Below are 25,744 nucleotides of genomic sequence, written 5' to 3'. Positions count from 1 at the left end.
GAACGATGCATCAAACCACTGGCACGGCGAACCTGGCGTAGCTCCCTCGCCGTCGACCGCGCGAATCGCCCGCGCCTGGAGTCGACTGCCTGACTTGGGCGGAGGTCGCCCCGGTCTGAGGGTGGGCGAAGCCGTAAAGAAAAACGGCTTTTCAGGACGGGACCGCCCGCGCCTCTGCGCGGCCGCTCAGGTCAGCTGAGCCCCTTCTCGCCTGCGGTGACGCGGATGTCCAGCCGGTTGCCCGGCGGGGGCAGGAAGCAGAGGAAGTGGTCGGTCAGGGCGCACGGCGGAAGGTGGGCTCGGTTGAAGTCGGCCTCCAGATGCCCGTCAGGACCGGGGGCCGGTAGGGGGAGGGTGCGGAAGCGGAAGGTCTCCTCGCCGTTCGTCAGGTCGCCGAACTGGGCGGACAGGCCCCCACCGGGGGCCTCGGTGACCGCGAGGGTCTGGCTGCCGCCGGGAAAGTCGACCACGACCTCGCCGACCAGGAGCAGGTCGCGTTCGCGGTGGTCGGCGGTCGGGACCGTCTCGGGGCGGGTTTCGCCGTAAGGGCGGAAGACGGCCGGTCGGATCCACGCCGGGTCGGGGTCGAAGGAGTCGATGCCCTTGAAGGCGCGCAGCGTTTCCGCGTCGGGGTCCCAGGTGCGGATCACGGGGAGGCCGTCGCGGATGAGCAGCTGGATTTTGATCTTGCCGTAGTACAGGCCCGACACGTCGGGGGTGATGACGACGGGGCCGGTCACCGGTTCGCCGTCGATGGTCAGGCCGTCGTCGAGGCCCGCCTTCAGTTCCACGCCGCCGCCGGTCGGGCTCCAGACGCCGGGGATGCCCGGGACCACGGTGTCGCCGTCGATCCAGATCGTGCCGGTCAGGGTGAGCAGGTCCCGCACTTCGGTCTCGCGGGCGGTCATGAGAGCTCCTTCCAGGCCTGGCCGAGCAGCTCGGTCGAGCGGACCCGGTCGGCGTGGTCGTGGGTGATGGTGGTGGTCAGCAGTTCGTCGGCGCCCGTCACGTCGCGGAGGACGCGCAGGCGCTCCGCCACCTGCTCCGGCGTGCCGACGAACTGGGTGTCGAGGCGGTCGGCGATCAGCTCGCGGTCTGCCGGCGACCACTCGTGCGCGAGCGCCTCCTCGGGCGAGGGGAAGGGGATGGCTCCCTCTCCGGTACGGATGCTGCGGACCCACAGCCCATACGGCTCGGCGATCCTTTTCGCGAGAGCTTCCGTGTCGGCCACGACGACGTCGGCGGAGACCATCACGTGGGGCTTGGCGTGGAGTTCCGACGGTTTGAAGGCGTCTCTGTACGCCTCCACCGCCTCCAGCACCGCCGACGGGCTGACGTGGTAGTTGGCCGCGAACGGCAGGCCGCGTTCCGCCGCCACCTGGGCGCTCTGGCCGCCGCTGCTGCCCAGGACCCACAGTTCCAGTTCGGCGCCCTCGCCCGGGTTCACGTGGGCCTCGACGCCCTCCGCCGATCGGTAGGCGCCGGCGATGAACGCCCTGATGTCGTCGACCTGCTCGGCGAAGTCGGGGGCCTCCGCGCCCGGCTGCTGGAGGAGCTGGGCCCAGAGCGTGAAGATCGACTTGTTGGCGATCGAGGCGAACGAGAACGGCTTCGGGATCAGCAGGCCGTCGACCACCCTCGCCTCCTGCGGGGGCGGCGGGGGCGCGTCGGCCGCGGCGCGGAACTCCTTGGCCCGCTGGCCCGACCGGCCCAGGCCCAGGTCGATGCGGCCCGGGTGGAGCGCGTCCAGGGTGCCGAACTGCTCGACGACGCCCAGCGCGGTCTGGTGGCCCAGTTGGACCGCGCCGGAACCTACCCGGATGGTCCGGGTCGCGGCGGCGACGGCGCCGATCAGCACGGCCGGGGCCGAGCTGGCCACGCCCGGGGTGAAGTGGTGTTCGGCCAGCCAGTAGCGGTGGTAGCCGGCGGCCTCCGCCTTCTGGGCCAGGTCGAGGGTGTTGGCGAGGGCCTGGCGTGCGGTGCCGCCGGAGACGATCGGGGCCAGGTCGAGGATGGACAGCGGGGTCATGCGAGCCCTCCCAGGGGTCTGCTGGGGATTTCTGCGCGGAGCGTGGGTGCGATCTCCGCCTGGAACAGTTCGAGCGAATCCCGGTGCTGCGCATCGGTGAGACCGTCGGCCTCGGCCGAGAGGTGGAGCACCTCGTGACCGAGCTTGTCGTGGTAGCGGTGGACCTTGTCGATGATCTGCTGGGGGCTGCCGACCAGGATCGAGCTGCGCTCGATGGCGTCCTCCAGGTCGTGGAAGACCGGGTCGAGGCCGCGCGAGGCGAAGAACTTCAGCCGCGCGTCGAAGATCGGCCGGTATGTGTCGATCGCGTCCTGCGACTTGGGGGCGCTGTAGTAGCCGGCGGATCCGGCGCCGACCACGGCGTCCTTCGGGTCGTGGCCGTGGTGCTCCCAGCGTTCGCGGTAATAGGCGACGAGTTCGGCGTACGGTTCGACCGGGTTGGAGACGTTCGCGGAGAACAGCGGGTCGCCGTAGGAGGCGGCCAGGTCGACCGATTCGCGGCTGGTGGCGCTGCCGTGCCAGACCCTGATGGGCTGCTGGAACGGGCGGGGCAGGACCTCGGCGTCGTTGAGCGGCGGGCGGAACTTGCCCGACCAGGTCACCCGGTCCTCCCGCCAGAGGCGGCGGAACAGCTCGTAGCTCTCCCGGTTGCGGTCCCACTGGTCGTTCTCGGTGACGTGGAACAGTTCGGCCTGCGCGGTGCCGTTGCCCTTGCCGATGATCAGTTCGAGGCGGCCGCCCGAGAGGTGGTCGAGGGTCGAGTAGTCCTCGAAGGCGCGCACCGGGTCGAGCAGCGCGAGCGTGGTGACCGCGGTGAAGAGCCGGATCGTGGACGTCTTCGCCGCGATGTGGCTGAGCACCACGGTCGGCGACGACGACAGGAACGGGCGTTCGTGGCGTTCCCCGAAGGCGAAGCCGTCGAAGCCCAGTTCCTCGGCCAGCACCGCACTGTCGACGATCTCGCGGAAGCGCTGGTTGACCGCTTTGCCGGGGTCAGTGTGAAAGCCGAGCGTGAGGGCGAGGAACTTCACGACACCCTCGCATACCTGCTGGCCGGGCGGGCGAGGCCCAGGCGCCCGCGCAGGTCGGCGGTCTCGTAGGCGGTGCGGAACGCGCCCCTCGACTGGAGCTCGGGCACCAGCTCCCGGGTGATGACGTTCAGGTCGTGCGGCAGGACCCCCGGGCGGAGCCGGTAGCCTTCCAGGTCCCAATCCTGGAGGAGATCGGCCAGTTCGGCGGGGGTGCCCTCGAAGACGTGGGCGTCCGACTCCAGCGGGGCGCCGTCGAGTTCGTCGAGCCCGGCCTTGTGGCCGCCGAAGAAGACGACCAGGTCGGCGAAGACCTTGAGCGGCGGGCCGGTCCTGCCGATCCTGGCCTCGATCTCCCTGACCTCGGCGACGATCCGGTGGGCGTCGTCACGGTCCTTCGGGGTCACGTAGAGCACATCGGCGCCGCGCGCGGCGAACTCGTACGGGCCGGGGCCGTGCCCGAGAGAGGTCACGAGCGGCTGGCCCTGCGGGGGGCGCGGGGTGATCGACGGGCCCTTGACCGAGAAGAACTTCCCCTCGAAGTCGATGTAGTGGAGCCGGTCGCGGTCGATGAACCGGCCGGTCGCGGCGTCGCGGATCTCGGCGTCGTCCTCCCAGCTGTCCCAGAGACGGCGGACGACCTCGACGGCGTCGTCGGCCTCCTCGAAGAGGGCCGTGATGAACTCCTGGTTGGCCAGGTCGAACGGCGGGAACTCGCGGCGGCCGAAATGGGCGGCCTCGTCGGGGCGGCCGGAGACTCGCGGGCGCCAGCCCGCGCGTCCCTTGCTGGCGTAGTCGAGCGAGGCGATGCCGATCGCCACGTGGAACGGCTCGGTGTGGGTGACGCTGGTGGTCGGGATCAGGCCGATCTTCGAGGTGAGCGGGGCGACCGCGGCGGCCAGCAGCACGGCGTCGAGTTTGCCGCGCACCTGGTCGAGGCGGCCGTCGGGGCCGTCGTACCGGGACGACTGAAGGCTGAGGGTGTCCTCGAAGGTGACCCAGTCGAGCAGGCCGCGCTCGGCCTCGATGACCAGGTCGGCCCAGTAACCGGCGGTGAACAGCCGGTCGGGCTGGGCGCCCTCGGCCCGCCAGGCCGCCGGGTGCCATCCGGCGCCGTCGAGGGCGACGGCGAGGTGGAGGGTCATGAGAGCTCCTTCAGTCCGAGGTGGTGGCGCAGGGTCGGACCGGTGTATTCGGTCCGGAATACGCCCTTCTCCTGGAGCAGCGGCACGACCTTGTCGACCAGGTCGTCGAGGCCACCCGGGGTGAGGTGGGGCGCGAAGATGAAGCCGTCGGCGGCGTCGGTCTGCACGAAGGTGTTGATCTCCTCGGCCACGGACGCGGCGGTGCCGACGAAGGTCTGATGGGTGGCGGTCTCGATGACCAGGTCGCGGATCGACAGGTTCTTCTCCGCCGCCAGCGCCCGCCACTTGGCCGCCGTCTCGGCCCGGTCGCGGCGGAACTGGGCCCTGCCCTTGGAGACGTCGGTCCCCAGGTCGGGCTCGATGTCGGGGAGGGGGCCCTCGGGGTCGTACGCGGACAGGTCGCGGCCCCAGATCGCCTCCAGGAACAGGATCGCGGTCTGCGGGCTCACCTGGGCGCGGCGGATCTCGGCGGCGCGTTCCTCCGCGTCCTCCTGGGTGTCGCCGAGGACGTAGCTGACGGCGGGGAGGATCTTCAGGTCGTCCGGCGACCGCCCGTACTTGGCGAGGCGGCCCTTGACGTCGCGGTAGAACAGGCGCCCCTCGTCCAGCTTGCTGTGCCGGCTGAAGATGACGTCGGCGCCGGAGGCGGCGAACTCGCGGCCCTCCTCGGAGTCACCGGCCTGGATGATCACCGGGTTGCCCTGCGGCGGCCGGGGCACGTCGAACCGCCCCCGGATGTCGAAGTGCTGACCCTGGTGCTCGAAGAACCCGATCCCGCCGGGCCGGACGAACTCGCCGCCCGACCTGGTCAGCGCGTCGGGCGCCCACGAGTCCCACAGTTCGCGGACCGTCTGGAGGAACTCCTTCGCGCGGGTGTAGCGGTCGGCCTCCTCCAGGTAGCCGCCGCGCCGGAAGTTCTCGCCGGTGAAGGCGTCCCAGCTCGTGACGACGTTCCAGGCGGCCCGGCCGCCGGAGAGGTGGTCGAGGGAGGCCAGCCGGCGGGCCACCTCGTAGGGCTCGTTGAAGGTCGAGTTGACGGTGGCGGCCAGGCCGAGATGCGTGGTCACGGCCGACAGGGCCGACAGCACGGTCAGCGACTCGGGGCGGCCGACGACGTCGAGGTCGTGGATGCGGCCCTTCTGCTCGCGCAGCCGCAGGCCCTCGGCCAGGAAGAAGAAGTCGAGCTTGCCGCGTTCGGCGGTCTGCGCGAGGTGCTTGAAGGAGTCGAAGTCGATCTGGCTGCCCGACCGCGGGTCGGACCAGACGGTCGTGTTGTTGACGCCGGGGAAGTGCGCGGCGAGGTGGATCTGCTTGGCCGGTCTATCCAAAGTCATGAGGCCCTCCTGGCCAGGGAAACGTTGGTGTCGAGCCGGGGAACGGCCGCGAGCAGCTCTTGGGTGTAGGCCGCCGAGGGCGCGGTGAGGACTTGATTCGCCGCACCCGACTCGACGACCTGGCCGTCTTTCAGCACCAGCACGTGGTCGCTGACGTGGTGCACCACCCCGAGGTGGTGCGAGATGAACAGGTAGGCGACCCCGAGTTCGGCCTGCAGCCCGACGAGCAGGTCGAGCACCTGCGCCTGGATCGACACGTCGAGCGCCGACACCGGCTCGTCGCAGACGATCACGCGGGGCCGCGGGGCCAGCGCGCGGGCGATGGCGACCCGCTGCCGCTGCCCGCCGGACAGTTTCAACGGCCGCCGTTCCAGGACGCTGTCGTCGAGTCCCACCTGTTCGAGCAGCTCGACGGCCCTTTTCAAGCGGGTCTTCCTGGGCTCCCCACCGACTTCGAGGGCTTCGTCGAGGATGCGGCGTACCGAGAACCGGGGATCGAACGAACTCAACGGGTCTTGGTAGATGACCTGGATGTGGCGGCGCAGCTCACGCTGCCGTTCGCGGGAAAGGCCCGTCCACGGCAACCCGTCGATCTCGACCGAACCCCGGTCGGGCTGCAGTAGACCGAGAACCAGCCTGGCCGTGGTGGTCTTGCCCGACCCCGACTCCCCGACGACGCCGAGGGTCTGCCCGGCCCGCAGCTCGAAGGAGACGTCGTCGACGGCGGTCCTCTTCCCGAACGTCTTGACCAGGCCGTCGGCCCGGATCACCACCTCACCCGCCCGGGGAGCCCGGGTGCTCGGCTCCGGGATGGCCGCGAGCAGGGCCTTCGTGTACGGATGCTCGGGCGCCCCCAGCACCTGGCTAGCCGTGCCGTCCTCCACGACGACGCCGTCCTTCATGACCAGGATTCGATCGGCCAGCTTGGCCACCACCGCGAGGTCGTGGCTGATCAGCAGCAGCGCCTGACCGGCCCGTTTGCGTTCGGCCAGCAGCCGCAGGATCTGCGCCTGCACGGTGACGTCGAGCGCGGTGGTCGGCTCGTCGGCGATCAGCAGCTTGGGCCCGCAGGCGATGGCCGAGGCGATCAGGGCCCGCTGCCGCAGCCCGCCGGACAGTTCGTGCGGATACTGCCTGGCCCGCGCCTCCGGCTCGGGCACGCCCACCTCGGTCAGCAGGTCGATGACCTTGCGGGGGATCTCGTGCCGGGGCACCGCGCGGTGCAGCTTCAGCGTCTCGGCGATCTCCTTGCCGACCGGGCGGAGCGAGTCGAGCGAGACCAGGGCGTCCTGGAGCACGTAACCGACGCGCCGCCCCCGGATCGACCGCCACTGGCGTTCGCTGAACGAGGCCGCGTCCACGCCCTCGATCGCCAGCCGCCCGGCGGTGACGGTGGCCTCCTCGCCGGTCAGCCCGAGCAGGGTCCGCGCGGTCACGCTCTTGCCCGACCCCGACTCGCCCACGATGGCGACGCACTCGCCCGGGTACACCGCGAGCGAGACGCCCCTGACCGCCTCCACCGCCGGGAAGCTCACATGCAGGTCGGTCACCTCGACCACGGGTGCGCTCACGAGATCCTCCGCTGGAGATGCCGCCCGACGACGGTGATGGAAAGGACGGTCAGCGTGATCGCGACTCCGGGGAAGATGGCGATCCACCAGGCGACCGAGAAGTAGTCGCGCCCGGCCGAGAGCATCGCCCCCCATTCGGGGGCCGGCGGCTGCGGCCCGAGCCCGAGGTAGCTGAGCGAGGCGGCGGCCACCAGGGCGGTGCCGACCTCGATGGTGGCCAGCACGACCAGCGGCTCGAACGCGTTGGGCAGCACGTGCCGGGTGATGATCCGCCCCCGGCTGAGCCCGAGCGAGGTGGCCGCCTCGACGAACCCGGCCTTGCGGATGACCATGGTCTGGGCCCGGACCAGCCGGGCGTAACTGGGTGCGGTGTACAGGGCGATGGCGAAGATCACGTTGACCGTGCCAGGCCCGGTCACGGTGATGACCAGCAGCGCCAGCAGCAGCGTCGGCAGCGACAGCACGATCTCGACCAGGCGCATCACGATCTCGTCGACCGCCCGTCCGCCGAGCGCGGCCAGCAGGCCGAGCGCGGTGCCGACGACCACCGCCAGCGCGGTGGCGCCGAGACCGGCCAGCAGGGAGGGCGCGGCGCCGTACACGATGCGGGTGAACAGGTCGCGGCCGTTGGCGTCGGTGCCGAGCCAGTGGTCGGCGCTCGGCCCCTGCAGCGCGGCGAGCGCGTCGGCGGCGTCGGGGGTACTGCCCGTGAGCAGGCCGGGCGCGAGCGCGGCCAGCGTGATCAGCGCAAGCACCACCGAGGCCAGGGTGAATCCCGCGCGGACTCTCATGAGGCGCTCCGCAGGCGGGGGTCGATCAGCAGGTAGAGCAGGTCGATGACGATGTTGACGACGACGTACAGGACCGCCGTGAGCAGCACCACGCCCATCACGACCGGCAGGTCCTTGCCGCCGACGGCGGCCAGGGTGAGCTGGCCGATGCCCTGCCGGGAGAAGATCTGCTCGACCGCGACCATCGCGCCGACCGTCAGGCCGACCAGCCAGCCGATCAGCGTGACGGTCGGGATCAGGACGTGCCGCAGGGCGTGCCGGAGGCGGACCCCCAGATCGGACATGCCTCTGGTCCGGGCGGTCAGCACGAACGGCTGCTCCAGCGTGAGCTCCAGGCCCTCGCGCATCATCTGGGTGAGCATGGTGGTGATCGGCAGCGCCACCGCGATGACCGGCAGCACCAGCCCGGCCAGTCCCTCCGCACCGACCGCGGGGAACCAGCCGAGCTGGAAGGAGAAGACCGTCAGCAGCAGGATCGCGGTCCAGAACGTCGGGATCGACACCCCGATGAGCTCCAGGCTCGACGACAGCCCCCTGATCCACGGCTTGCGCCGGGCGGTCAGGATCGCCAGCGTCGTCGACACCACGATGGCCACCAGCAGGGAGGCCCCCGCGAGCTGCAGCGACGGTCCGATCTGGGCGCCGATCGCGGTGGCGACCGACTCGTGGAGCTGGTAGGACTGCCCGAGGTCGCCCCGGAGCACCCGTCCCAGATAGGTGGCGTACTGCGTGAGCAGCGGCTCGTCGAGCCCGTAGTCGCGGATGATCTGGGCCCGCACCTCCGGCGTGACGATGTTGCTGCCGATCAGTACGTCGACCACGTTGCCGGGGGTCAGGTGGAGAGCGGTGAACGAGACCGTCACCGCCCCCCAGAGCACCAGCACCGAGGTCGCGAGCCTGGTGAGGATGCGGCGGATCATGCCTTCGACACCCAGGCGTCGTAGAAGATCGGGAAGGCCTGCGGCTCGAAGACGATGTCCTGGACGTTCTTCGACGCCCCCAGCAGGTAGTTGAAGACGTACACGGGGACGATCGACGCGTTGGCGTTGGCCTTCTGCTGGACCTTGGCGTAGAGCGCGGCGCGCTCGGTCAGGTCGGTGGTGCGCAGCGCGTCGGTCAGCCAGCCGTCGGTCTCCGGGTCGTTCCAGCGGGCCAGGTTCTGACCGAAGAAGGTCGGCGTGGGGATGTTGGAGATCGCGAACAGGTTGCGCAGGGCGTCGCCGTCGGCCCGCTGCCAGCTGAAGTCGATCAGGTCGTAGTCGCCAGCGAGGGCCTTGGGGGTGAAATCGTTGGGCGTGACGTCGACGAACTGCACGTCGAACCCGGCCTTCTTGGCCTCCGCCTGCACCTGCTCGGCCAGCGTGCCACGCTGCTCCCGGGCCAGCGCCTTGAGGAACGGCCACTTCACGGTGAGGCGCTGACCGTCTTTGGTGCGGAAGCCCTCGGCGTCCTTGCCCGTCCAGCCGGCCTCGTCGAGCAGCCTGGCCGACCCGGCGGGGTCGAACTTCCACTGCGTCTCGGTGGCCTTGTCGTAGCCGGCCGTCGCCGGCGAGATCGCGCTGAACGCCGGGTCGAAGGTGCCGAAGTAGAGCTTGTCGACGATGGTGGCGAAGTCGATCCCGTCGCGGAAGGCCTGGCGGACCTTCTGGTCGGCGAAGACGCCCTTCTCGTTGTTCGGGTAGTAGTTGTAGTTCCCGCCCGGCGCCTGCTTGCGGATGATCGTCAGCTTGGGGTCGGCCTCGACCTGCTTGACGTTGACCGGCGGCACGCTGGCGATGGCGTCGATCTGTCCGCTGGTCAGCGCCCCGAGCCTGACGGCGTCCTCAACAATGATCTTGAATTCGAGCCGGTCGAGGTAGGCGGGCCCGGTGTGCTTGGCGATCGCCGGCGCCCAGTTGTAGTCGGCGTTGCGGCTGTAGGTGATGCCCTGGTGCGGCACGTAGGCGTCGATGACGAACGGCCCCGTCCCGACGACCTTCTTGGCCAGCTCCTCCGGCCCGAGGGCCAGCTGCTTGGGCGACTGGATCCCGAAATAGGCCGTGGCCAGCGCCGCCAGGAACGGCGAGTAGGCCTCCTTGAACTTCACCTCGACCGTCTGCGGGTCGACGACGGTCGTCTTGTCGTACGGCCCGAACGCCGCCGCCGCCAGCTGCGACTTGGTGGCCGGGTCGACGATGTGGTCGAGGTTGGTCTTCACCGCGGCGGCGTCGAAGGGCGTGCCGTCGCTGAACTTGACGCCGGTCCGCAGCTTGAAGGTGTAGGTGAGGCCGTCTTCCGAGATCTCCCACGAGCTGGCCAGCCACGGGTGGATGTCGCCCTTGTCGTCGAGGGCGACCAGCGAGTCGAGAACCGGCCGGGTGAACAGACCGGTCACGTCCTGGGGGCTGGCGTGCGGGTCGAGGTTGAGCGGCTCGGTGTTGACGCCGAAGACCAGAGAGCCACCTTTGGCGGCGGAGCCGGCCGGGACCTCCTTGGGGGCGGCGGTCCCACCACAGGCGGCGAGCAATGGAAGTAGCAGTAATGCGGCAAGGGGGGCACGGAACCGACGCACGCGGATCACCTCTCTGGTTTCCTACTTTAACTGTAGGAAATAGGGGAATATCCGTCAAGCGGGTGTGTTCAGCGCCACCTTCCGCCGGTTCTCAGTGCCAGCCTCCGTCGACCCGCAGCGTCGTGCCCATGACGTAGCTCGAACGGGGGCTGGCCAGGAAGGTCACCATGTCGGCGTACTCATTCGGCAGCCCGATCCGCCCGACGTCGACCATCGAGGTGAGCCTGCGCTGCGCGGTCTCGGCCATGTCCTCCCACGTCTCCCCCCAGCCGGCCTGCTGACCGACCTTGACGAGATGGGCCTTGGACGACGGCGTGAGAATGCCGCCGGCAGCCACCGCGTTCGACGTGACGCCCGAATCCTTGAGTTCGCGGGCCAGCGACGCGGCCAGGTTGTCGCGGGCGGCGTTGGTCGCGGCGTAGTGGGGCTGCGTGTCCATCGGCTGCGCGCCCAGAACGCTGCTGATCTGGATGACCCGCCCCCAGCCGCGCGACTTCATACCCGGCACGAACTTCTTGATCATCCTCACCCCCGTCGTGACGTTGACGTTGTAGATGGCGTTCCAGTCGTCCGCCGAGACGTTGTCCCAGGTCAGCGAGGCATCGAAGACGCCCAGGTTGTTGACGAGGATGTCGATCTCCCCGGCCGCCTCCGCCACGGCGTCGGCGCCCGCGTCGGTGGACAGGTCGCCGAGGGCGATGGTCCCGCCGATCTCCTTGGCGACCGCGTTGGCGCGCGCCTCGTCCCTTCCGTGGACGATCACCGTCGCGCCCTCTTTCGCGAGGGTTCTGGCGATCTCCTCGCCCAGGCCGCTGGTCGATCCGGTCACCAGGGCGCGCTTGCCCGTGAGCTGCAGGTCCATGTCTGCTCTCCTTGAAATTGGACTGTGTGGTCCAAAATGACATGAAGAAAATGGACTGTCAAGTTCACTTTTTGCTAGATTACCCAGGTGAGAGCACTGACCCCGAAGGGGGCCGCCACCCGGCAACGGATCGTCGAAGGCGCCGCCCTGCTCATCCGCGAACACGGCCCCGCCAACGTCGGCCTCGACGACATCCGGGCCGCGACCACGACGAGCAAGAGCCAGCTCTTCCACTACTTCCCCGACGGCAAATCCGACATGCTCCTCGCGGTGGCGGCCCACGAGGCGGAACGCGTCCTCGACGACCAGCAGCCCTACCTGAGCGACCTGACGTCATGGGCTCAGTGGGAGTCCTGGCGCGACCGGGTGATCGCCCGCTACGCGGCCCAGCGCCGGAAGTGCCCGTTGTCGGCGTTGACCGCGCAGCTCGGTCTCGCCAACCCGGCGGTCGGCGACATCATCACGGGGATGTACTCCCGGTGGCAGGGGCAGATCGCGGCCGGCGTCCGCACGGTCAGACCCGACGCCGATGCCGAGCGCGTGGCGGCCCAGATGATCGGCGCGATCGCAGGAGGCGCGACGATGCTGGTCGCCACCGACGACATCCGCTATTTGGAGATCGGCCTGACGGAAGCCATCGAGAACCTGCGCCGCGACTAACGGAACTATTCGAGGACGCCGTCGTGGAGTTGGGCGAACAGGTTGGTGTTGTGGCTGTAGTCGACGTCCACGTCGATGATGGTGACGCCGGGCATGGTCAGGGTTTCGCGGCTGAGGGCTCGCTGAAGCTCGGTCTCGAACTCCTCCATCGTCTTGACCCGGATCCCCCGGGCGCCGAAGGCTCCGGCGTACTGGGCGATGTCGTAGTCGCCCAGCTGGACTCCCGAGGTTCGCCCGTATTTCAGTTTCTCCTGGAAGGCGACCATGTCGTAGGTGTTGTCGCGCAGGATCACGTGGGTCAGGCGCAGCCCCAGCCGGGTGGCCGTCTCCAGTTCCTGCGCGGTGAACAGGAATCCGCCGTCGCCGGAGATCGAGACGACCTGCGTGGCGGGCCGGAGCATGGCCGCGACCATGGCCCAGGGCAGGGCGACGCCCAGTGTCTGCTGGCCGTTGGAGAACAGCATGTGCCGGGGCTCGTAGCTCCGGAAGTGCCGGGCGGTGTAGATGTAGTTCGAACCGACGTCGGACACGACGGTGGCGTCGTCGTCCACCAGGTCCCGGATCTTGAGGATGACGGCCGCGGGATTCAAGCCGAACTCGGTGGTGGGGGCGGCCTTCGCCTGCTGGTCGATCTGGGCCAGCGCCTGGCGCTGTTCGGCGATCGCGGCGTTGGCCTTCTCGCTCAGGCGCAACCCGGCCAGCGGCCTGCCCATCTCGGTGAGGGTGGCGGCGATGTCGCCGCGTAGCTCGACGGCGGGCTGGTAGTGGTTGTCGATGTCGGCGTTCACCGAGTCGATGTGGATGACCGGGCGTGAGGGGTCGAGGTTCCACAGACCCGGGTCGTATTCGATCGCGTCGAAGCCGACCGTGATGAGCAGGTCGGCATGCGCCATGACGACGTCGCCCGGCTGGTTGCGGAACAGCCCGACCCGGCCGATGAAGTGGTCCTCCAACTTCCGGGAGACCACACCGGCCGCCTGGAAGGTCTCCACCACCGGCAGGTCCGTGCCGCTGATGAGCTCGCGCAGCGCGGCGCAGGCGTCCGGGTCGGCCGACCGCAGACCGGCGAGCACCACCGGTCGCTCGGCGTCGCGGATCATCTCCACCGCGCGCCGGATCTGCTCACTGGGAGCCGGGCCGAGCGCGGGCACCGGCATCGGTCTGCTGATCTCCGCGTCGGTCGGCGCGGCGGCGACGTCCATCGGAAGGATCACCGCGGTCGCACCGCGCGGCTCGGTGACCGCGGCGCGCAGGGCGTTGGCGATGGCCTCGGTGACGTTGTCGGGATCGTTGACCTCACCGACGTACTTGGTGAAGGGCTTGAGCGCGGCGGCGGCGTCCATCGACTGATGGGTGCGCTTGAGCCGGTCGCGCCGGGCGACGGCGCCACAGAGCGCGATCATGGGGAACTGCTCGGTGTTCGCGGTGATCAGACCGGTCACCAGGTTGGTCGTCCCCGGCCCGGAAGTGACCAGGGCGCAGCCGGGCACGCCGGTCAGACGTCCCACGGCCGCCGCCATGAACGCGGCGTTCTGCTCATGGCGGCACACCACGAGCTGCGGACCGCCGTCGACGAGAGCGTTGTACAGCTCGTCGATCTTCGCTCCCGGGACACCGAAGACGTACCGCACGCCGAACGCGGCCAGCGTCTCCACCGCGCGCTGCGCCGCACGCACCGATCCGTTGTCGTCGCTCATGCTGGTCTCTCCTTGCGTCGTCAACCGGATCAGCCGCCTTCCGTCTGGCGGATCTGGGCGGCGATGTCGCCACTGGTCAGGTTCGAATCGAGGAACTCCCGGGTCTGGGGCAGGCTGAGATGGATCTCCGACCGGGCGCTGAGCTCGATGGTTCCCCGCTCCAGATGGAAGCCGAGCGCGTGACCGCCGTGCTGCCGGCTCTCGTCGATGAAGTGCAGGTGGAATCCGGCCACGGAGATGCCCTGCTCGAAGTCGGGCGTGCGATAACCGGCCAGCGTTCCCGAGACGTCGGTGAACGTGGTCTCCTTCTGCCCCTTCGTCGCCTCGGTCAGCGGCGGATACGGCGCCGACTGTTCCATCACCGTCCGCGTCCGGACCTGGCTGAAGGTCCCCGTGATGCGAATGGCGTAGATCACGTTGGCGCTGCCGATCGACGTGTCGATGAGCCCGGTCACTGCGGCATGGTCGCGGCTCGACGTGACCGGGATGGTCATGTCGGGCTTGAACCAGGTCACCACCGCGAACGGCGTCTTCTCGTCCTGGCCCGCGATGTGGGCGCTGCCGTCGGCACGCAGGTGATGGCAGACACCGTCCAGAATCAGCATCTCGCCGTCGAGCCGATTGAACGTCCCGAGGCCGAAGTCCCCGTGCTTCAGCAACTCACCGATCGTGACCTCACCCTCGTAGACCCCGTCGAGGAGCGCGCCCATGGTCGACGTCTGATAGATCTCCCGTGAACGCCGGGCGTCTCCTGACCCGCCGACGTGCGCGAGCAGGTTCCGCACCCACCCTCGGAACACATCGTGTGATGTTCCGGACGTGCCCATGCCGAGCCCCCGCTCTTTCGGCCACGATCTCGATCAATGATAACAAAAGCGTATCAATCAGCACTTTCTGGGATGTATAGCTGCAATTACCCGCAAGTCCGACAAATGCCACACCTTCTTGACAGTAAGTGATTCGTCAGGGACTTTGTGTGAGGACTGAGGACCGCCAGTTCGCCACGAAGGGAAAGCACCCTTGCGACGAATCGTTCCCGCGGTCGTTCTCACCCTCATCCCGCTGACCGCGGTCCTGTCCCCGGGAGCGGCCACGGCCGCCCCCGCCGACCCCCAGGTCGTCTTCAGCGAAGAGTTCGAAAACGGGCAGGGCACCGCGCCCGTCATGGTCACCGACTACGTCGGCCCGGCGCCCCACGCCATGACCTACACCGCCGACCCGGCCTGGCTGACCTCGTGCAACGGCCTCATCGCCAGTCGCCTCAACCCGGCCGTGGCGCCTCCGCTCGCGCAGCAGTGCGGCGGCTGGTGGCCGACCGTACGCGAGCTCGCGGCCTCTCTCGGGCAGTGGGCCGGTGAGGACCCGGCCACGAACCACGCCGTGACGGCGTTCACGCACACGCCTCCCGGCGCGCCCAAGGTGCAGCTCGAGACCGAGCATCCGGTGCCCATCGGCGGCGGCAGCCGCTTCGTGACGTTCTCGGTCGACGCCGCGGCGGTGAACTGCAACGTGGCCCATCCGCTGATCGCGTTCTACCTGCTCGACGGCGCCACCGCGATCCCGACGTTCAGTCAGCCCATCGACACCTGCGCCGCCCCGGGGGCGGTGATCAACGGGATCTCGGTCGGGACCTACACGAGTGACGCGCCGGTCCTGTTCGCCGGATCGCAGCTCGGCATCCGCCTGGTGAACACGCAGGCCGGCACCAACGGCAACGACGGGGCGATCGACAACGTGCGGGTGCTCGACGTGACCCCGCAGCTCGGCCTGTCCTATCCGCCGAACAACCCGGCCGTCGGGCAGACCACCAATCTCACGCTGACCGTGACGAACACCTCGGAGCTGCGCGAGAAGATCGGCTGGTCGTTCAAGGTCGACCTTCCCGACGGGCTGACCCCGGCCGGGACCCCGACGAGCGACTGTGTGAGCCCGTCGATCTCGATCGCCAACGGTGTCGTCTCCGCGGGTGGCGGCATCGCCGACGGGGACGCGACCTGCACGATCACCGTCCCGGTGAAGGCGGCCGTCATCGGCGAATACACGACCTGCCCCGCCGACGTGTCGGCCCGGATCGGGATCAACCCGCCACCCGCGTGCGCGTCGGTGACGTTCGTCGTGCCGGAGCACAAGTTCGACGCCCACGCCCACGCCGCGAAGGTGACCGCGCCGCTGATCGGCGGCGCGCCGCTCATTCCCTCGGACATTTCCTGTACGGCCACGCCGGGCTCCGACAGCGACACGCTCCTGACGGCGGTGCTCCCCGCCGTCGCCTCGCTCGGAGTGCTGACCACGGAGGCCTCCGGCACGGTGGGGCCCGACGGGCTGCGTACCGCCAAGGCGAAGGCCACCACCGCGAAGCTGAACCTGCTCAACGGCCTGATCACGGCAGAGGAGATCACCGCCCAGGCGACCGCGACCTCCACCACGAGCGGGACGGTGACCACAGCGGGCACGACCACCTTCACCACGCTCAAGGTGAACGGTTCGACCATCACGAACCCGCCGCTGAACCACACGATCACCATCCCGCTGGTGGCCAAGATCGTCCTCAACGAGCGGGTGCCCTACGGAAACGGCACCGGCATCAAGGTCAACGCCATTCACGTCACGACGATCGCGGGGGTCGACGTCGTCGTCAGCCACGCGCGGGCGTCGCTGACGCTCCCGGGCCAGCCCTGCCCGTCGGCCTGACCGGATGACAGGCGAAAAGCCCAGGCGCCGATCACCTGGGCTTTTCGTTCCTCCGTCGGGTCAGCCTGAGCAGGAGACCGTCGGCCAGGTGTTGTTGCCGTTGCGCATGATCGTCACGCCCCAGTTGTTGCCACTGCCGTTGGGCCGTGCCGTCAGGGTCTGCGCGTTCGGATAGGACGCGGAGATGTTCCACGTCGAGCTGATCTTCGCGGGTGACGGGACGTTCATCGTCACCGTCCAGTTGCTCGAACCGCTCACCGACACGTTCAGGTTGTAGCGGTCACTCCACGACTGGCCCGCCGACAGCGACGCCGTGCAGCCGCCTCCGCCGCCGCCACCACCGTTGGTGGGGGTGGGGGTGGGCTGCGGGTTTCCGCCGCCGCCACTGCCGATCGTGATGTTGGAGTTGCCGCTGCTCTGGTAGCCCTCGGTCGCCATGATCATGTAGTCGTGGTTGCCGAGCTGCATGCCCTTGCTGGCCCACGCGTCGAAGTGGTTGCCGGAGGTGATGGTGCCGCCGGTCTTCTTCGACTGGCGCACGCTCCAGAACTGCTTGAACGTGCGGGTCCCCTCGATCGAGGGCGCGTTGGTGCGGGTCGTCTCGTAGATGTCGTAGGTGCCGCCGTCGCTGCTCACCGTGCCCTTGAAGGAACCGGTCGGGCGGTAGGTGCCCCAGTTGTCGACGATGTAGTACTCGATGAGGGGGTTACGGGTCCACCCGTAGAGGGTCAGGTATGCGTTTCCCGACGGGTTGAAGCTGCCTGAGTACGACACCGACCTGCGGCTGCCGGTCTGCCAGCCCTTGCCGGCGACGAAGTTGCCGGTGTTGCTCCACGAGGTGCTGTAGTTGCCGCCGGAGCCGAGTTCCATGGAGACGGTGCCCTGGCTGTCGGTCCAGAAGGAGTACCAGTAGCCGTTGTTGGTGCCGGTCCCGTTAGTGGTCACGGCGGCCTGGGCGACGCCGGGCAGCATCGTGATCATGGCCAGCGCAGTGGCCCAGATACCCGCGGCCACCAATCCTTTTTTCATGGACGTGTTTCCTCCCTGCCTGAGGGGCGCGAAAAACGACCGACGGGAGCGAATCGGTATCCACGAGAGTGTCGGCGGGGGCAGCCACGCTGTCAACAACTTTCGGAAACACACCCGAAATGTAAGGCCGGGAATGACCAGTGGTTATGCGGAGAACTCCAGGTAAGACGCCCGACATGTCAACCGAAAGTTTCGGTTAGTTTCAGAAAGACTAACCCGCCCTCTGATCAACCAGGAGGGCGGGTTCGTCCACAGAGATCAGCGCTTGTGCTTGAGCGCCCACTCCAGCGCGTGGTCGGCGACGGCCTCCCAGCCGGGGGCGCCGCAGGTCCAGTGATCGCGGCCCTCGAACTCGTGATACTCCGTCAGCGCGGGCGAGTTCTTGTAGTGCTTGGCGTTCGACTTGTTCACCGACGGCGGCATGATGTGGTCCTTCTCGCCGCCGATGAACAGCAGCGGGGCCCGGTCGGCGTCGTAGTCGACCCAGGTGTCCTGGTGACCGGGCTTGAAGTTGGCGAACAGGCCGTACTCCCAGACCCAGAAGCCGGGGGCGGCGATGGCGTAGCGCTCCCAGACCTTGAGGGACTCCTCCTCCGACAGGGTGTTGGTGAAGGCGTAGTGCCACTCCTCGGCGGTGAAGCCGACGGCGCGGTGCCGGTTGGCGGGGTTCTTCAGCGCCGGGAACAGCGACCTGGCCTGGGAGATCGGGTTGACCCGCACGCCTTCCGTCGGCGCGGAGTCGATCACGACGCCGGCCGAGCCCAGGCCCTTGGCCAGCAGCAACTGGGTCAGCGTGCCGCCGAACGAGTGGCCCATGATGATCGGCGGCTCGGGCTCCGACTCGATGACCGAGGCCAGGTGGGCGACGGTGTCGGCGACGGTCAGGTTGGCGATGATGTCGGGGTTCTGCCGCAGCGCCTCGACCTCGATGTCGAAGCCGGGGTAGCCGGGGGTGAGCACTTTGACGCCTTTGGACTCCAGGTACGGAACCCAGGCCTCCCAGCTGCGAGGGGTTACCCACAGGCCGTGGACGAGTACGACGGTGGTCATGAGATGAACTCCAGGATGTCGGCGTGGAGGCGGTCACGGTCGGTGTCGGGCAGGGCGTGACCGCTGCCCTCGTAAACCTTGAGAACAGCGCCGTCGATCAGTTCGGCCGATCGCTTGCCGCCGACCTCGAACGGCACGATCTGGTCGTCGTCCCCGTGGATGACCAGCGTCGGAACGTCGATCTTGGCCAGGTCGGGGCGGAAGTCGGTCGCCGAGAAGGCGGCGATGCACTCATACGCGGCCCGGTGCCCGCAGGCCATGCTCTGCAGCCAGAAGGCGTCCCGGAAGCCCTGCGCCACGTCGCCCTTGCGGTTGTGGCCGAAGAACGGGCCGTCGGCGAGGTCGCGGTAGAGCTGCGAACGGTTCGCCAGCTCACCGGCGCGGATGCCGTCGAACACCTCGATCGGCAGTCCCTCGGGGTTGTCGTCGGTCTGGAGCATGAGCGGCGGAACGGCGCCGATCAACACGACCCTGGAGACGCGGGCGGTGCCGTGGCGGCCGATGTAGTGCACGATCTCGCCGCCGCCGGTCGAGTGGCCGACGAGCGTGAGGTCGCGCAGGTCGAGGTGCTCGATCAGGCAGGCCAGGTCGTCGGCGTAGGTGTCCATCTCGTTGCCGTGCCAGGTCTGCGACGACCGGCCGTGGCCGCGCCGGTCGTGCGCGATGGCGCGGTGGCCGTGGGTGGCCATGAACAGCGCCGAGGCCTCGAAGGCGTCGGAGTTGAGCGGCCAGCCGTGGCTGAACAGGACCGGGGACCCTTCGGTCCCCCAGTCCTTGTAGAAGATCCGCGCACCGTCGTCGGCGGTGACAAAGGGCACTGTGGCCTCCTTGGCTCGAATGGGGTCCACTCGAGCGTCGCGCGGAGGCCTTCAGTTACGTACCACGCGATTCACGTAGTTTGTCGGAGAGCTGCCGCCGTGAGGAGATGCCGAGTTTCTGGAACACCTTCCTGAGGTGGTAGTCGACGGTGTTGACGCTGATGAACAGGTTCGCGGCGATCTCGGCGTTGGTGCGGCCGAGCGAGGCCTGCCGGGCGATGGTGAGCTCCTGCGGGGTCAGGTCGGGGATGTCGGGCCCCTTGACCGTCAGGGCTTTCATCCCGGCCGCTTCGAGCTCCGACTGAGTTCTCTGTACGAAGATGCGCGCACCCGACCGCTCGAAGAGCGTGGCCGCGACCTGAAGCTGTTCGCCCGCCTCACGACGACGGCGCACCCGGCGCAACCACTCCCCGTACAGCAGATGGGCCCTGGCCAGGTCGATCAGCGCGCCGGTCGGTTCGAGCGCCTCGATGGCCGCCACATAGTCGGCCTCCGGGTCGTCGCCGACCAGCGCCCTGGCGCGCAGTGCCACCCCCCGGCACCACGGTGAGCCGTTGATCTCCGCCATCTCCATCAGCCGGTCGGCGTATTCACGCGCCTCCGCGGTCCGCCCGATGCGCACCGCCGCCTCGGTGTAGTCGGGAAAGTGAACTGGCGTGACCTGCAAGAACGGCTCGTCGATCAGCGGCTTGAGCCGGTCGTAGGCGGCCCGGTAGTCGCCCTCGGCGAGATGGCGCTGGCCGAGCGCGGCGAAAGCGGTCGCGCCGACGCCGCCGAACCCGAGCGCGTTGGCGCCTTCGGCGATGGCGACTACCATGTGCTTGGGCGTACCGGTCAGGGCCATCAGCGCGGCGTTGATCACGTTCTCCGCGTCGTACCCCATGGCCAGCCGTACCTCGCGGACCTGGTCCATCGACTCCACGGCCGCCCGGATCGTGCCGCCGCCGCACGCCTCGGCGAGGGAGTTGGTCCAGAGCATCGTGTCGAGGGCCTGGAGCGCACCGGCCTCTCTCGCCGTGGCGGCGGCGCGGGCCAGACCGGCCCGGCGCTCGGCCTCGTCCCACAGGAACATGGCCAGCGCCGCGATGGCCGAGAACATGTGCATCATCTCGTGGTCGGGCAGCGCCATGATCGCGTCGAAGGCCGCCCTGACCTTGGGCACCGCCTCCTTGTACGGAAGCAGGATCAGCGCGCCGATCCCGCCCAGGATCTCGTCGAAGGGGCCACCGCCCTCCGCCGCCCCGGCGATCCGCCGTCCCAGTTCCTCCGGTGTGATGCCGGCCATGAGCCGGTCGGTGACGGCGCAGAGCTCGTAGGCCTTCAGCAGGGTGCGCTGTTCGCGTTCGAGGTCGCGCCCGCGGAACGCGTCGGCCGCCTCGACCAGACGGGCCACCGCGTAGGGCAGGACCGCCGGGTCCGCGGTGAACAGCCCGAGGGCGCACCGCACCGCGAGGACCCTCCCCTGGTCGACCCGGTCGGCCGTCGTCTCGTCGATCCGGGCGAGCAGTTCGTGCGCGACCTGCACCGCGCCCACGGCGAGCGCCGCCTCGGCCGCGCCGGCCAGGCGGGAGTTCTTCACCGGGCCGGGCGGAGTGAGCTCGGCGGCGCGGGTGAGGATGCTGGCCCGCGACGCGAACCCGCCTCGGCGGGCGGCCAGGTCGGCGGTGTGTTCCAGCCGGTCGGCGACCCCGGCGTCGGTGCCGAAGGTCGCCTTGGCGGCGTGCCAGGCCTCGAGTTCGACCATGCGCAGCTCGCCTGCGGCCTTGGCCAGCCCGCGGTGCACGCGCCTGCGGTCGGTGCCCGACGAGGCGTTGTAGACGGCCGACCGCACCAGCGGATGCCGGAACCGGACGGTCCCGTGCAGTTCCACCAGCCCGAGTTCCTCGACCCGGCCGCCGACGTCGTCCAGGCCCAGTTCCCGGGCGGCCGAGGTGACCAGGTCGGCGTTGCCGGTGGTGTCGGCGGCGGCCAGCAGCACCCACAGTCTCACCTGGTCGTCGGCCTGCTGGACCCGGCGGGCGTAGTGGGCCTCCAGGCGGCGGCCGACCGGGATCGGGTCGGCGCCGAAGCCGAGGGCGGTGTCCAGCGACTCCTCGGCCAGGTCGATCAGCGCGAGCGGATTCCCGCCGGTCGCACGGGCGATGGCCGCCGCCGACGCCGGGTCGATCGGGGTGGCCAGCGACCGCGTCAGCAGCGCCGTCGCCGACTCCTGACTGAGCCCCTCCAACAGCAACTCCGGCACCCCGGCCAGCCGCGAGGTGATGTCCTGCTCGTCCCGGGCGGCGAACAGCAGCGCGACCGGTTCGACGCCGACGCGCCGGGCCACGAACGCCATGACGTCGAGGCTCTCCTGGTCGAGCAGGTGCGCGTCGTCCACCGCGCAGACGATCGGGAGGTCGGCGGCGGCCGCCGCGAACAGTCCGAGCACCCCGAGACCGACCAGGAACCGGTCGGGCGGCGGCCCGTCGGCCAGGCCGGAGGCGACCTGGACGGCCTCCCTCTGCCGGGCCGGAAGAGCGGGGAAGTGACCGCTCAACGGGACGGTCAGCCGCTGGATCGCGGCGAAGGGCAGCGTGGTCTCCGACTCGAATCCGTCGAGCCGGATCGTCGTCAGCCCGGCCGCGCCGGTCGTCGTCACCTCCAGCAGCGCCGTCTTGCCGATGCCCGGCTCGCCGGTGACCAGAAGCGCTCCGCCGTGACCGTTGCGCGCGTTGGCGAGCAGCAGGTCGAGCCGCCGCCGCTCGTCGTCCCGCCCCAGAAGCCTCAACACGGACCGATCACCCCAGTACATCGCGGAGCTGGCGTCGTGAGGAGACGCCGAGCTTGTTGAACACCTTGCGCAGGTGGTAGTCGACGGTGTTGACGCTGATGAACAGGTTGCCGGCGATCTCGGCGTTGGTCCGTCCCTGGGCCGCCTGCCGGGCGATGGTGAGCTCCTGCGGCGTCAGGTCGGGGATGTCCGAACCCGCCGGGGCCGCGGCCTTCAGACCGGCCGCCTCGATTTCCGCCTTCGTTCTCGGTACGAAAATGAGCGCGCCCATCTGCTCGAACAGTCTGGCCGCGAGCTGGAGGTGCTCTCCCGCCTCGCGGCGGCGGCGGGCCCGGCGCAGCCATTCGCCGTAGAGCAGATGGGCCCTGGCCAGGTCGATCTCGGCGCGGGTCGGCCCGAGCGCCTCGATGGCGGCCAGGTAGTCGGCCTCCGGGTCGTCGCCGAGCAGCGCCCGCGACCGGAGGGCGAGGCCCCGGCACCACGCCGAGCCGTTCGCCTCGGCCATCTCCATCAGCCGGTCGGCGAGGGGACGCGCCTCGGCGGCCCGGCCGCTGCGCGCTGCCGCCTCCACGAAGTCGGGGTACTGCAGCGGCGTCACGTGCAGGAAGGGATCCTGGATCAGCGGCTTGAGCCGGTCGTAGGCGGCCCGGTAGTCGCCCTCGGCGATGTCCCGCACGCCGACGGCCGCGACGGCGGCGGCGCCGACCCCGCCGAAGCCGGCCGCGCTGGCCCCTTCGCCGATGGCGAGCACGACGTGGCGGGGCGCCCCCGTCCAGGCCATCAACGCGGCGTTGATCACGTTCTCCGCGTCGTAGCCCATGGCCTTCCTGACTTCGCGGACCTGCTCCATCAGCTCCTCGGCGACGCGGACCGTGCCGTACGACAGCTCGGCGAGAGAGGTGACCCACAGCAGCGAGTCGAGCGCCTGGAGCGCCCCCGCCTCTCTGGCCGCGGTCGCGGCCCGCGCCATCCCGGCCTGGCCCCCGGCGTCGTCGAACAGGAAGACGCTCAGCGCCGCGATGGCGGAGTGCATCTGCATCATGTCGTGGTCGGGCAGCGCCAGGATCGCGTCGAAGGCGGCGCGGGCCCGGGGCACCGCCTCGGCGTAGGGGAGCAGGATGAGCGCGCCGATCCCGGTCAGGATCTCCGCGAAGGGGCCGCCGCCGACCGCGCTCTCGGCGATCCGTTCGCCCAGCTCCCGGCGGGTGATCCCGGCGAAGATCCGGTCGACGGTGGCGGCTGCCTCGTAGGCCTTCAGCAGGGTGCGCCGTTCCCGTTCGAGGTCCTTTCCCCGGAACGCGTCGGCCGCCTTGACCAGTTCGGCCACCGAATAGGGCAGCACCCGCGCGTCTCCGGCGAACAGGCCGAGCGCGTACCGCACGACGATCACCCGGCCGTGGTCGACCCGGTCGGCCGTCGTCTCGTCGATCCGGGCGAGCAGTTCGTGCGCGACCCGCACCGCCCCCACCGCCAGGGCGGCCTCGGCCGCGCCGGCCAGGCGGGAGTTCTTCACCGGGCCCGTCGGGGTGAGCTCGGCGGCCCGGGTGAGGATGCTGGCCCGCGACGACAGACCACCACGGCGGGCGGCCAGGTCGGCGGCGTGCTCCAGCCGGTCGGCGACCTCCGCGTCGGTGCCGAAGGTGGCCTTGGCGGCGTGCCAGGCCTCAAGCTCGATCATGCCGAGGGCGTCCGCCGCCTTGGCCAGCGCGCGATGGACCCGCCGGCGGTCGGCCCCGGCGGAGGCGTTGTAGACCGCCGACCGGACCAGCGGATGGCGGAACCTGATGGAGCCGTGGAGCTCCACCAGCCCGATCTCCTCGGCCCGGTCGACGACGTCGTCGTCCAGGCCCAGTTCGCGGGCGGCGGAGGTGATCAGGTCGGCGTTGTCGGTGGTGTCGGCGGCGGCGAGCAGCACCCAGAGGCGTACCTGCGGGTCGGTCCGCTCGATGCGCCGGGCGTAGTGGGCCTCCAGGCGTCGGCCGACCGGGATCGGATCGCCGCCGAACCCGAGCCCGGCCATGTCCCGGGCCTCTTCGGCCAGGTCGATCAGCGCGAGCGGGTTCCCGCCGGTCGCACGGGCGATGGCCGCCGCCGACGCCGGGTCGATCGGGGTGGCCAGCGACCGCGTCAGCAGCGCGGTCGCCGACTCCTGGCTGAGCCCTTCGAGCAGCAACTCCGGCACGCCCGCCAGCCGCGAGGCGATGTCCTGCTCGTCGCGGGCCGCGAACAGCAGCGCGACCGGCTCGACCGCGATCCGCCGGGCCACGAACGCCATGACGTCACGGCTCTCCTGGTCGAGCAGGTGGGCGTCGTCCACCGCGCAGACGACCGGTGTGTCGGCTGCGGCTGCCGCGAACAGTCCGAGCACCCCGAGCCCGACCAGGAACCGGTCGGGCGGCGGCCCGTCGGCCAGCCCCGAGGCGACTTTGATCGCCTCCCGCTGCCGTTCCGGCAACGCCGGTAGGTGGTCGCTGAGCGGGATCGTCAACCGCTGGATCGCGGCGAAGGGCAGCGTCATCTCCGACTCGAACCCGTCGAGCCGGACCGCGGCCACCCGCGAGGTGACCGCCTCCAGAAGCGCCGTCTTGCCGATCCCCGGCTCCCCGGTGATCAGGATCGACCCGCCGTGTCCGTTACGCGCGTTCCCGAGCAGCAGATCCAGCCGCCGCCGCTCGTCATCCCGACCAAGAAGCCCAAGCACGGACTAATCACACCAGACTGCCGCGAAACTGGCGATCTCAGCGGTCAGCGCGGATCGGCCCGAGCAGCTTCCCGACGAGTGCGATCCCGGCGCGCGACCGGCTGGTCCGCCAGACGTGACGGTATTCGTAGGGCCACGCGTAGACCGGGCACTCCGCAGTGTGCAGGGTGGCCACCCGGGGTTCGCCGAGATCCTCGGCCGCGGCCCGGTAGAGGGGGTCGATGCGCGGCGCGATGACGCCGTAGTCGAAGATCCGCCCCAGCGAGTTCTCATCGTCGAGGACCTGCTCGATCGTCATGTCGTCGAGCGGATATTCCTCCGGCAGCACATCGGACAGCGACAGGAACAGGTCGGCCCCCCGGCGGCGCGGATCGCCCAGCAGCGGCCCGAGGAAGGCCAGCCGCCCCAGCGCCAGCCCCGGGCGGCTGAGCAGGCAGTGGGCGTAGAGCACCCGGAGCAGCGCGACGTCCATGAAGAAGCGTTCGAGCGGAGTCTCCAGCTCGACCAGGTCCCGATGGTCGAGGTATCCGGCGACGATGCTGGCGTTGTGCGCGCAGTACCAGGACCGGGGCCCGGGATCGCGCAGGAACGTGGTCCAGTGCCCGACCGCAGGGGTACTCGGCTCGCCGGAGGCCCCGCCGACCAGCAGAGACGCCTCGGTCGTGTCGCGGAGCAGGGTCTCATTGACGGCCCGCCACCAGGGGCTGCCGGTCACCGGGTCCATCAGGCCGCGCTGGATCTGCCAGCGCATGAACGCCATCGCGGCCCGCCGGTAGGGCCGCAGGCTCCTCGGCCGCTCATAGGACCGCGCGGCCAGCCGCACCCGCGCCGCGGGGTCGTCGCGTGCCTCCGCGACCATCTCGGCCGCCTGACGGGCGGCATCGGCCGACACACGAGACATACCGCCAGCATCCCCCAAACGAGCGCGATCGCGCAGACCTTCCTTCATCGGGATGAGGCCTCCCGTTCAAGATCGGTCATTACGGTGGTCGGCTGGCAAAGCACCACAAAACGGAA

At 69.8% G+C, this 25,744-nt stretch carries 20 protein-coding genes; 2 read left to right on the top strand and 18 right to left on the bottom strand.

Annotated features, from left to right (window positions below):
• Positions 1-191 precede the first annotated feature (191 nt).
• The 10 genes from AW272_RS02010 to AW272_RS01965 form a co-directional block, all read right to left on the bottom strand.
• Positions 192-908, bottom strand: coding sequence for a DUF1684 domain-containing protein (locus AW272_RS02010; protein WP_066360467.1), 717 nt, complete (start codon positions 906-908; stop codon positions 192-194).
• Positions 905-2,029: an LLM class flavin-dependent oxidoreductase gene (locus tag AW272_RS02005; protein ID WP_066360459.1), complete on the bottom strand. Its 1,125-nt coding sequence runs from the start codon at positions 2,027-2,029 to the stop codon at positions 905-907. Before AW272_RS02005 ends, AW272_RS02010 begins: the two co-directional genes overlap by 4 nt.
• Entirely contained in the window at positions 2,026-3,060 is a 1,035-nt protein-coding gene (locus AW272_RS02000; RefSeq protein ID WP_066360458.1) for an LLM class flavin-dependent oxidoreductase, read from the bottom strand. Before AW272_RS02000 ends, AW272_RS02005 begins: the two co-directional genes overlap by 4 nt.
• On the bottom strand, positions 3,057-4,202 hold the full coding sequence (locus AW272_RS01995; protein WP_066360457.1) for an LLM class flavin-dependent oxidoreductase: 1,146 nt from the start codon (positions 4,200-4,202) through the stop codon (positions 3,057-3,059). Before AW272_RS01995 ends, AW272_RS02000 begins: the two co-directional genes overlap by 4 nt.
• Positions 4,199-5,536 (bottom strand): NtaA/DmoA family FMN-dependent monooxygenase, encoded by a 1,338-nt coding sequence (locus AW272_RS01990; protein ID WP_066360453.1) that lies wholly within the window; start codon positions 5,534-5,536, stop codon positions 4,199-4,201. The genes AW272_RS01995 and AW272_RS01990 overlap by 4 nt, the downstream gene beginning before the upstream one ends.
• On the bottom strand, positions 5,533-7,107 hold the full coding sequence (locus AW272_RS01985; RefSeq protein WP_066360451.1) for a dipeptide ABC transporter ATP-binding protein: 1,575 nt from the start codon (positions 7,105-7,107) through the stop codon (positions 5,533-5,535). Before AW272_RS01985 ends, AW272_RS01990 begins: the two co-directional genes overlap by 4 nt.
• On the bottom strand, positions 7,104-7,898 hold the full coding sequence (locus AW272_RS01980; RefSeq protein WP_066360450.1) for an ABC transporter permease: 795 nt from the start codon (positions 7,896-7,898) through the stop codon (positions 7,104-7,106). Before AW272_RS01980 ends, AW272_RS01985 begins: the two co-directional genes overlap by 4 nt.
• Positions 7,895-8,818, bottom strand: coding sequence for an ABC transporter permease (locus AW272_RS01975; protein WP_066360449.1), 924 nt, complete (start codon positions 8,816-8,818; stop codon positions 7,895-7,897). The genes AW272_RS01980 and AW272_RS01975 overlap by 4 nt, the downstream gene beginning before the upstream one ends.
• Positions 8,815-10,449: an ABC transporter substrate-binding protein gene (locus AW272_RS01970; RefSeq protein WP_157518170.1), complete on the bottom strand. Its 1,635-nt coding sequence runs from the start codon at positions 10,447-10,449 to the stop codon at positions 8,815-8,817. Before AW272_RS01970 ends, AW272_RS01975 begins: the two co-directional genes overlap by 4 nt.
• Before the next feature lie 91 nt (positions 10,450-10,540).
• A complete protein-coding gene (locus AW272_RS01965) occupies positions 10,541-11,311 on the bottom strand; it encodes an SDR family NAD(P)-dependent oxidoreductase (protein ID WP_066360446.1) in 771 nt (256 codons plus the stop codon).
• Positions 11,312-11,398: 87 nt separating this feature from the next.
• Between AW272_RS01965 and AW272_RS01960 the strand changes: the two genes are divergently transcribed.
• Complete coding sequence (locus tag AW272_RS01960) at positions 11,399-11,971, top strand: TetR/AcrR family transcriptional regulator (protein ID WP_218010765.1); 573 nt, start codon at positions 11,399-11,401, stop codon at positions 11,969-11,971.
• A gap of 5 nt (positions 11,972-11,976) precedes the next feature.
• On the opposite strand, the gene alsS is transcribed toward AW272_RS01960, so the two are convergent.
• Positions 11,977-13,668: an acetolactate synthase AlsS gene (gene alsS / locus AW272_RS01955; RefSeq protein WP_066360442.1), complete on the bottom strand. Its 1,692-nt coding sequence runs from the start codon at positions 13,666-13,668 to the stop codon at positions 11,977-11,979.
• 29 nt (positions 13,669-13,697) lie between these two features.
• Positions 13,698-14,468, bottom strand: a complete 771-nt coding sequence (budA, locus tag AW272_RS01950; RefSeq protein WP_218010764.1) for an acetolactate decarboxylase — start codon at positions 14,466-14,468, stop codon at positions 13,698-13,700.
• A 220-nt stretch (positions 14,469-14,688) separates the two neighbouring features.
• Here budA and AW272_RS01945 point away from each other — a divergent pair, with 220 nt between their 5' ends.
• Positions 14,689-16,359 (top strand): choice-of-anchor P family protein, encoded by a 1,671-nt coding sequence (locus AW272_RS01945; RefSeq protein WP_066360439.1) that lies wholly within the window; start codon positions 14,689-14,691, stop codon positions 16,357-16,359.
• 60 nt (positions 16,360-16,419) lie between these two features.
• Here the strand turns inward: AW272_RS01945 and xynA are convergent, their stop codons facing one another.
• The 6 genes from xynA to AW272_RS01915 all read right to left on the bottom strand — a co-directional run bounded on the left by xynA (position 16,420) and on the right by AW272_RS01915 (position 25,628).
• On the bottom strand, positions 16,420-17,388 hold the full coding sequence (xynA, locus tag AW272_RS01940; RefSeq protein WP_066360436.1) for an endo-1,4-beta-xylanase XynA: 969 nt from the start codon (positions 17,386-17,388) through the stop codon (positions 16,420-16,422).
• Positions 17,389-17,646: 258 nt separating this feature from the next.
• A complete protein-coding gene (locus AW272_RS01935; RefSeq protein WP_066360435.1) occupies positions 17,647-18,438 on the bottom strand; it encodes an alpha/beta hydrolase in 792 nt (263 codons plus the stop codon).
• A complete protein-coding gene (locus AW272_RS01930) occupies positions 18,435-19,256 on the bottom strand; it encodes an alpha/beta fold hydrolase (RefSeq protein WP_066360434.1) in 822 nt (273 codons plus the stop codon). Before AW272_RS01930 ends, AW272_RS01935 begins: the two co-directional genes overlap by 4 nt.
• A gap of 55 nt (positions 19,257-19,311) precedes the next feature.
• Positions 19,312-22,026, bottom strand: a complete 2,715-nt coding sequence (locus AW272_RS01925) for a helix-turn-helix transcriptional regulator (RefSeq protein WP_218010763.1) — start codon at positions 22,024-22,026, stop codon at positions 19,312-19,314.
• A 7-nt stretch (positions 22,027-22,033) separates the two neighbouring features.
• Positions 22,034-24,727: a helix-turn-helix transcriptional regulator gene (locus AW272_RS01920; protein WP_066360428.1), complete on the bottom strand. Its 2,694-nt coding sequence runs from the start codon at positions 24,725-24,727 to the stop codon at positions 22,034-22,036.
• Between the two features lie 37 nt (positions 24,728-24,764).
• Positions 24,765-25,628: a hypothetical protein gene (locus AW272_RS01915; protein WP_066360427.1), complete on the bottom strand. Its 864-nt coding sequence runs from the start codon at positions 25,626-25,628 to the stop codon at positions 24,765-24,767.
• Positions 25,629-25,744: the final 116 nt, after the last annotated feature.

The sequence above is a fragment of the Herbidospora mongoliensis genome (assembly GCF_001570545.1).
Taxonomy (GTDB): Bacteria; Actinomycetota; Actinomycetes; order Streptosporangiales; family Streptosporangiaceae; genus Herbidospora; species Herbidospora mongoliensis.
This window is presented reverse-complemented; position numbering and strand designations above follow the sequence as displayed.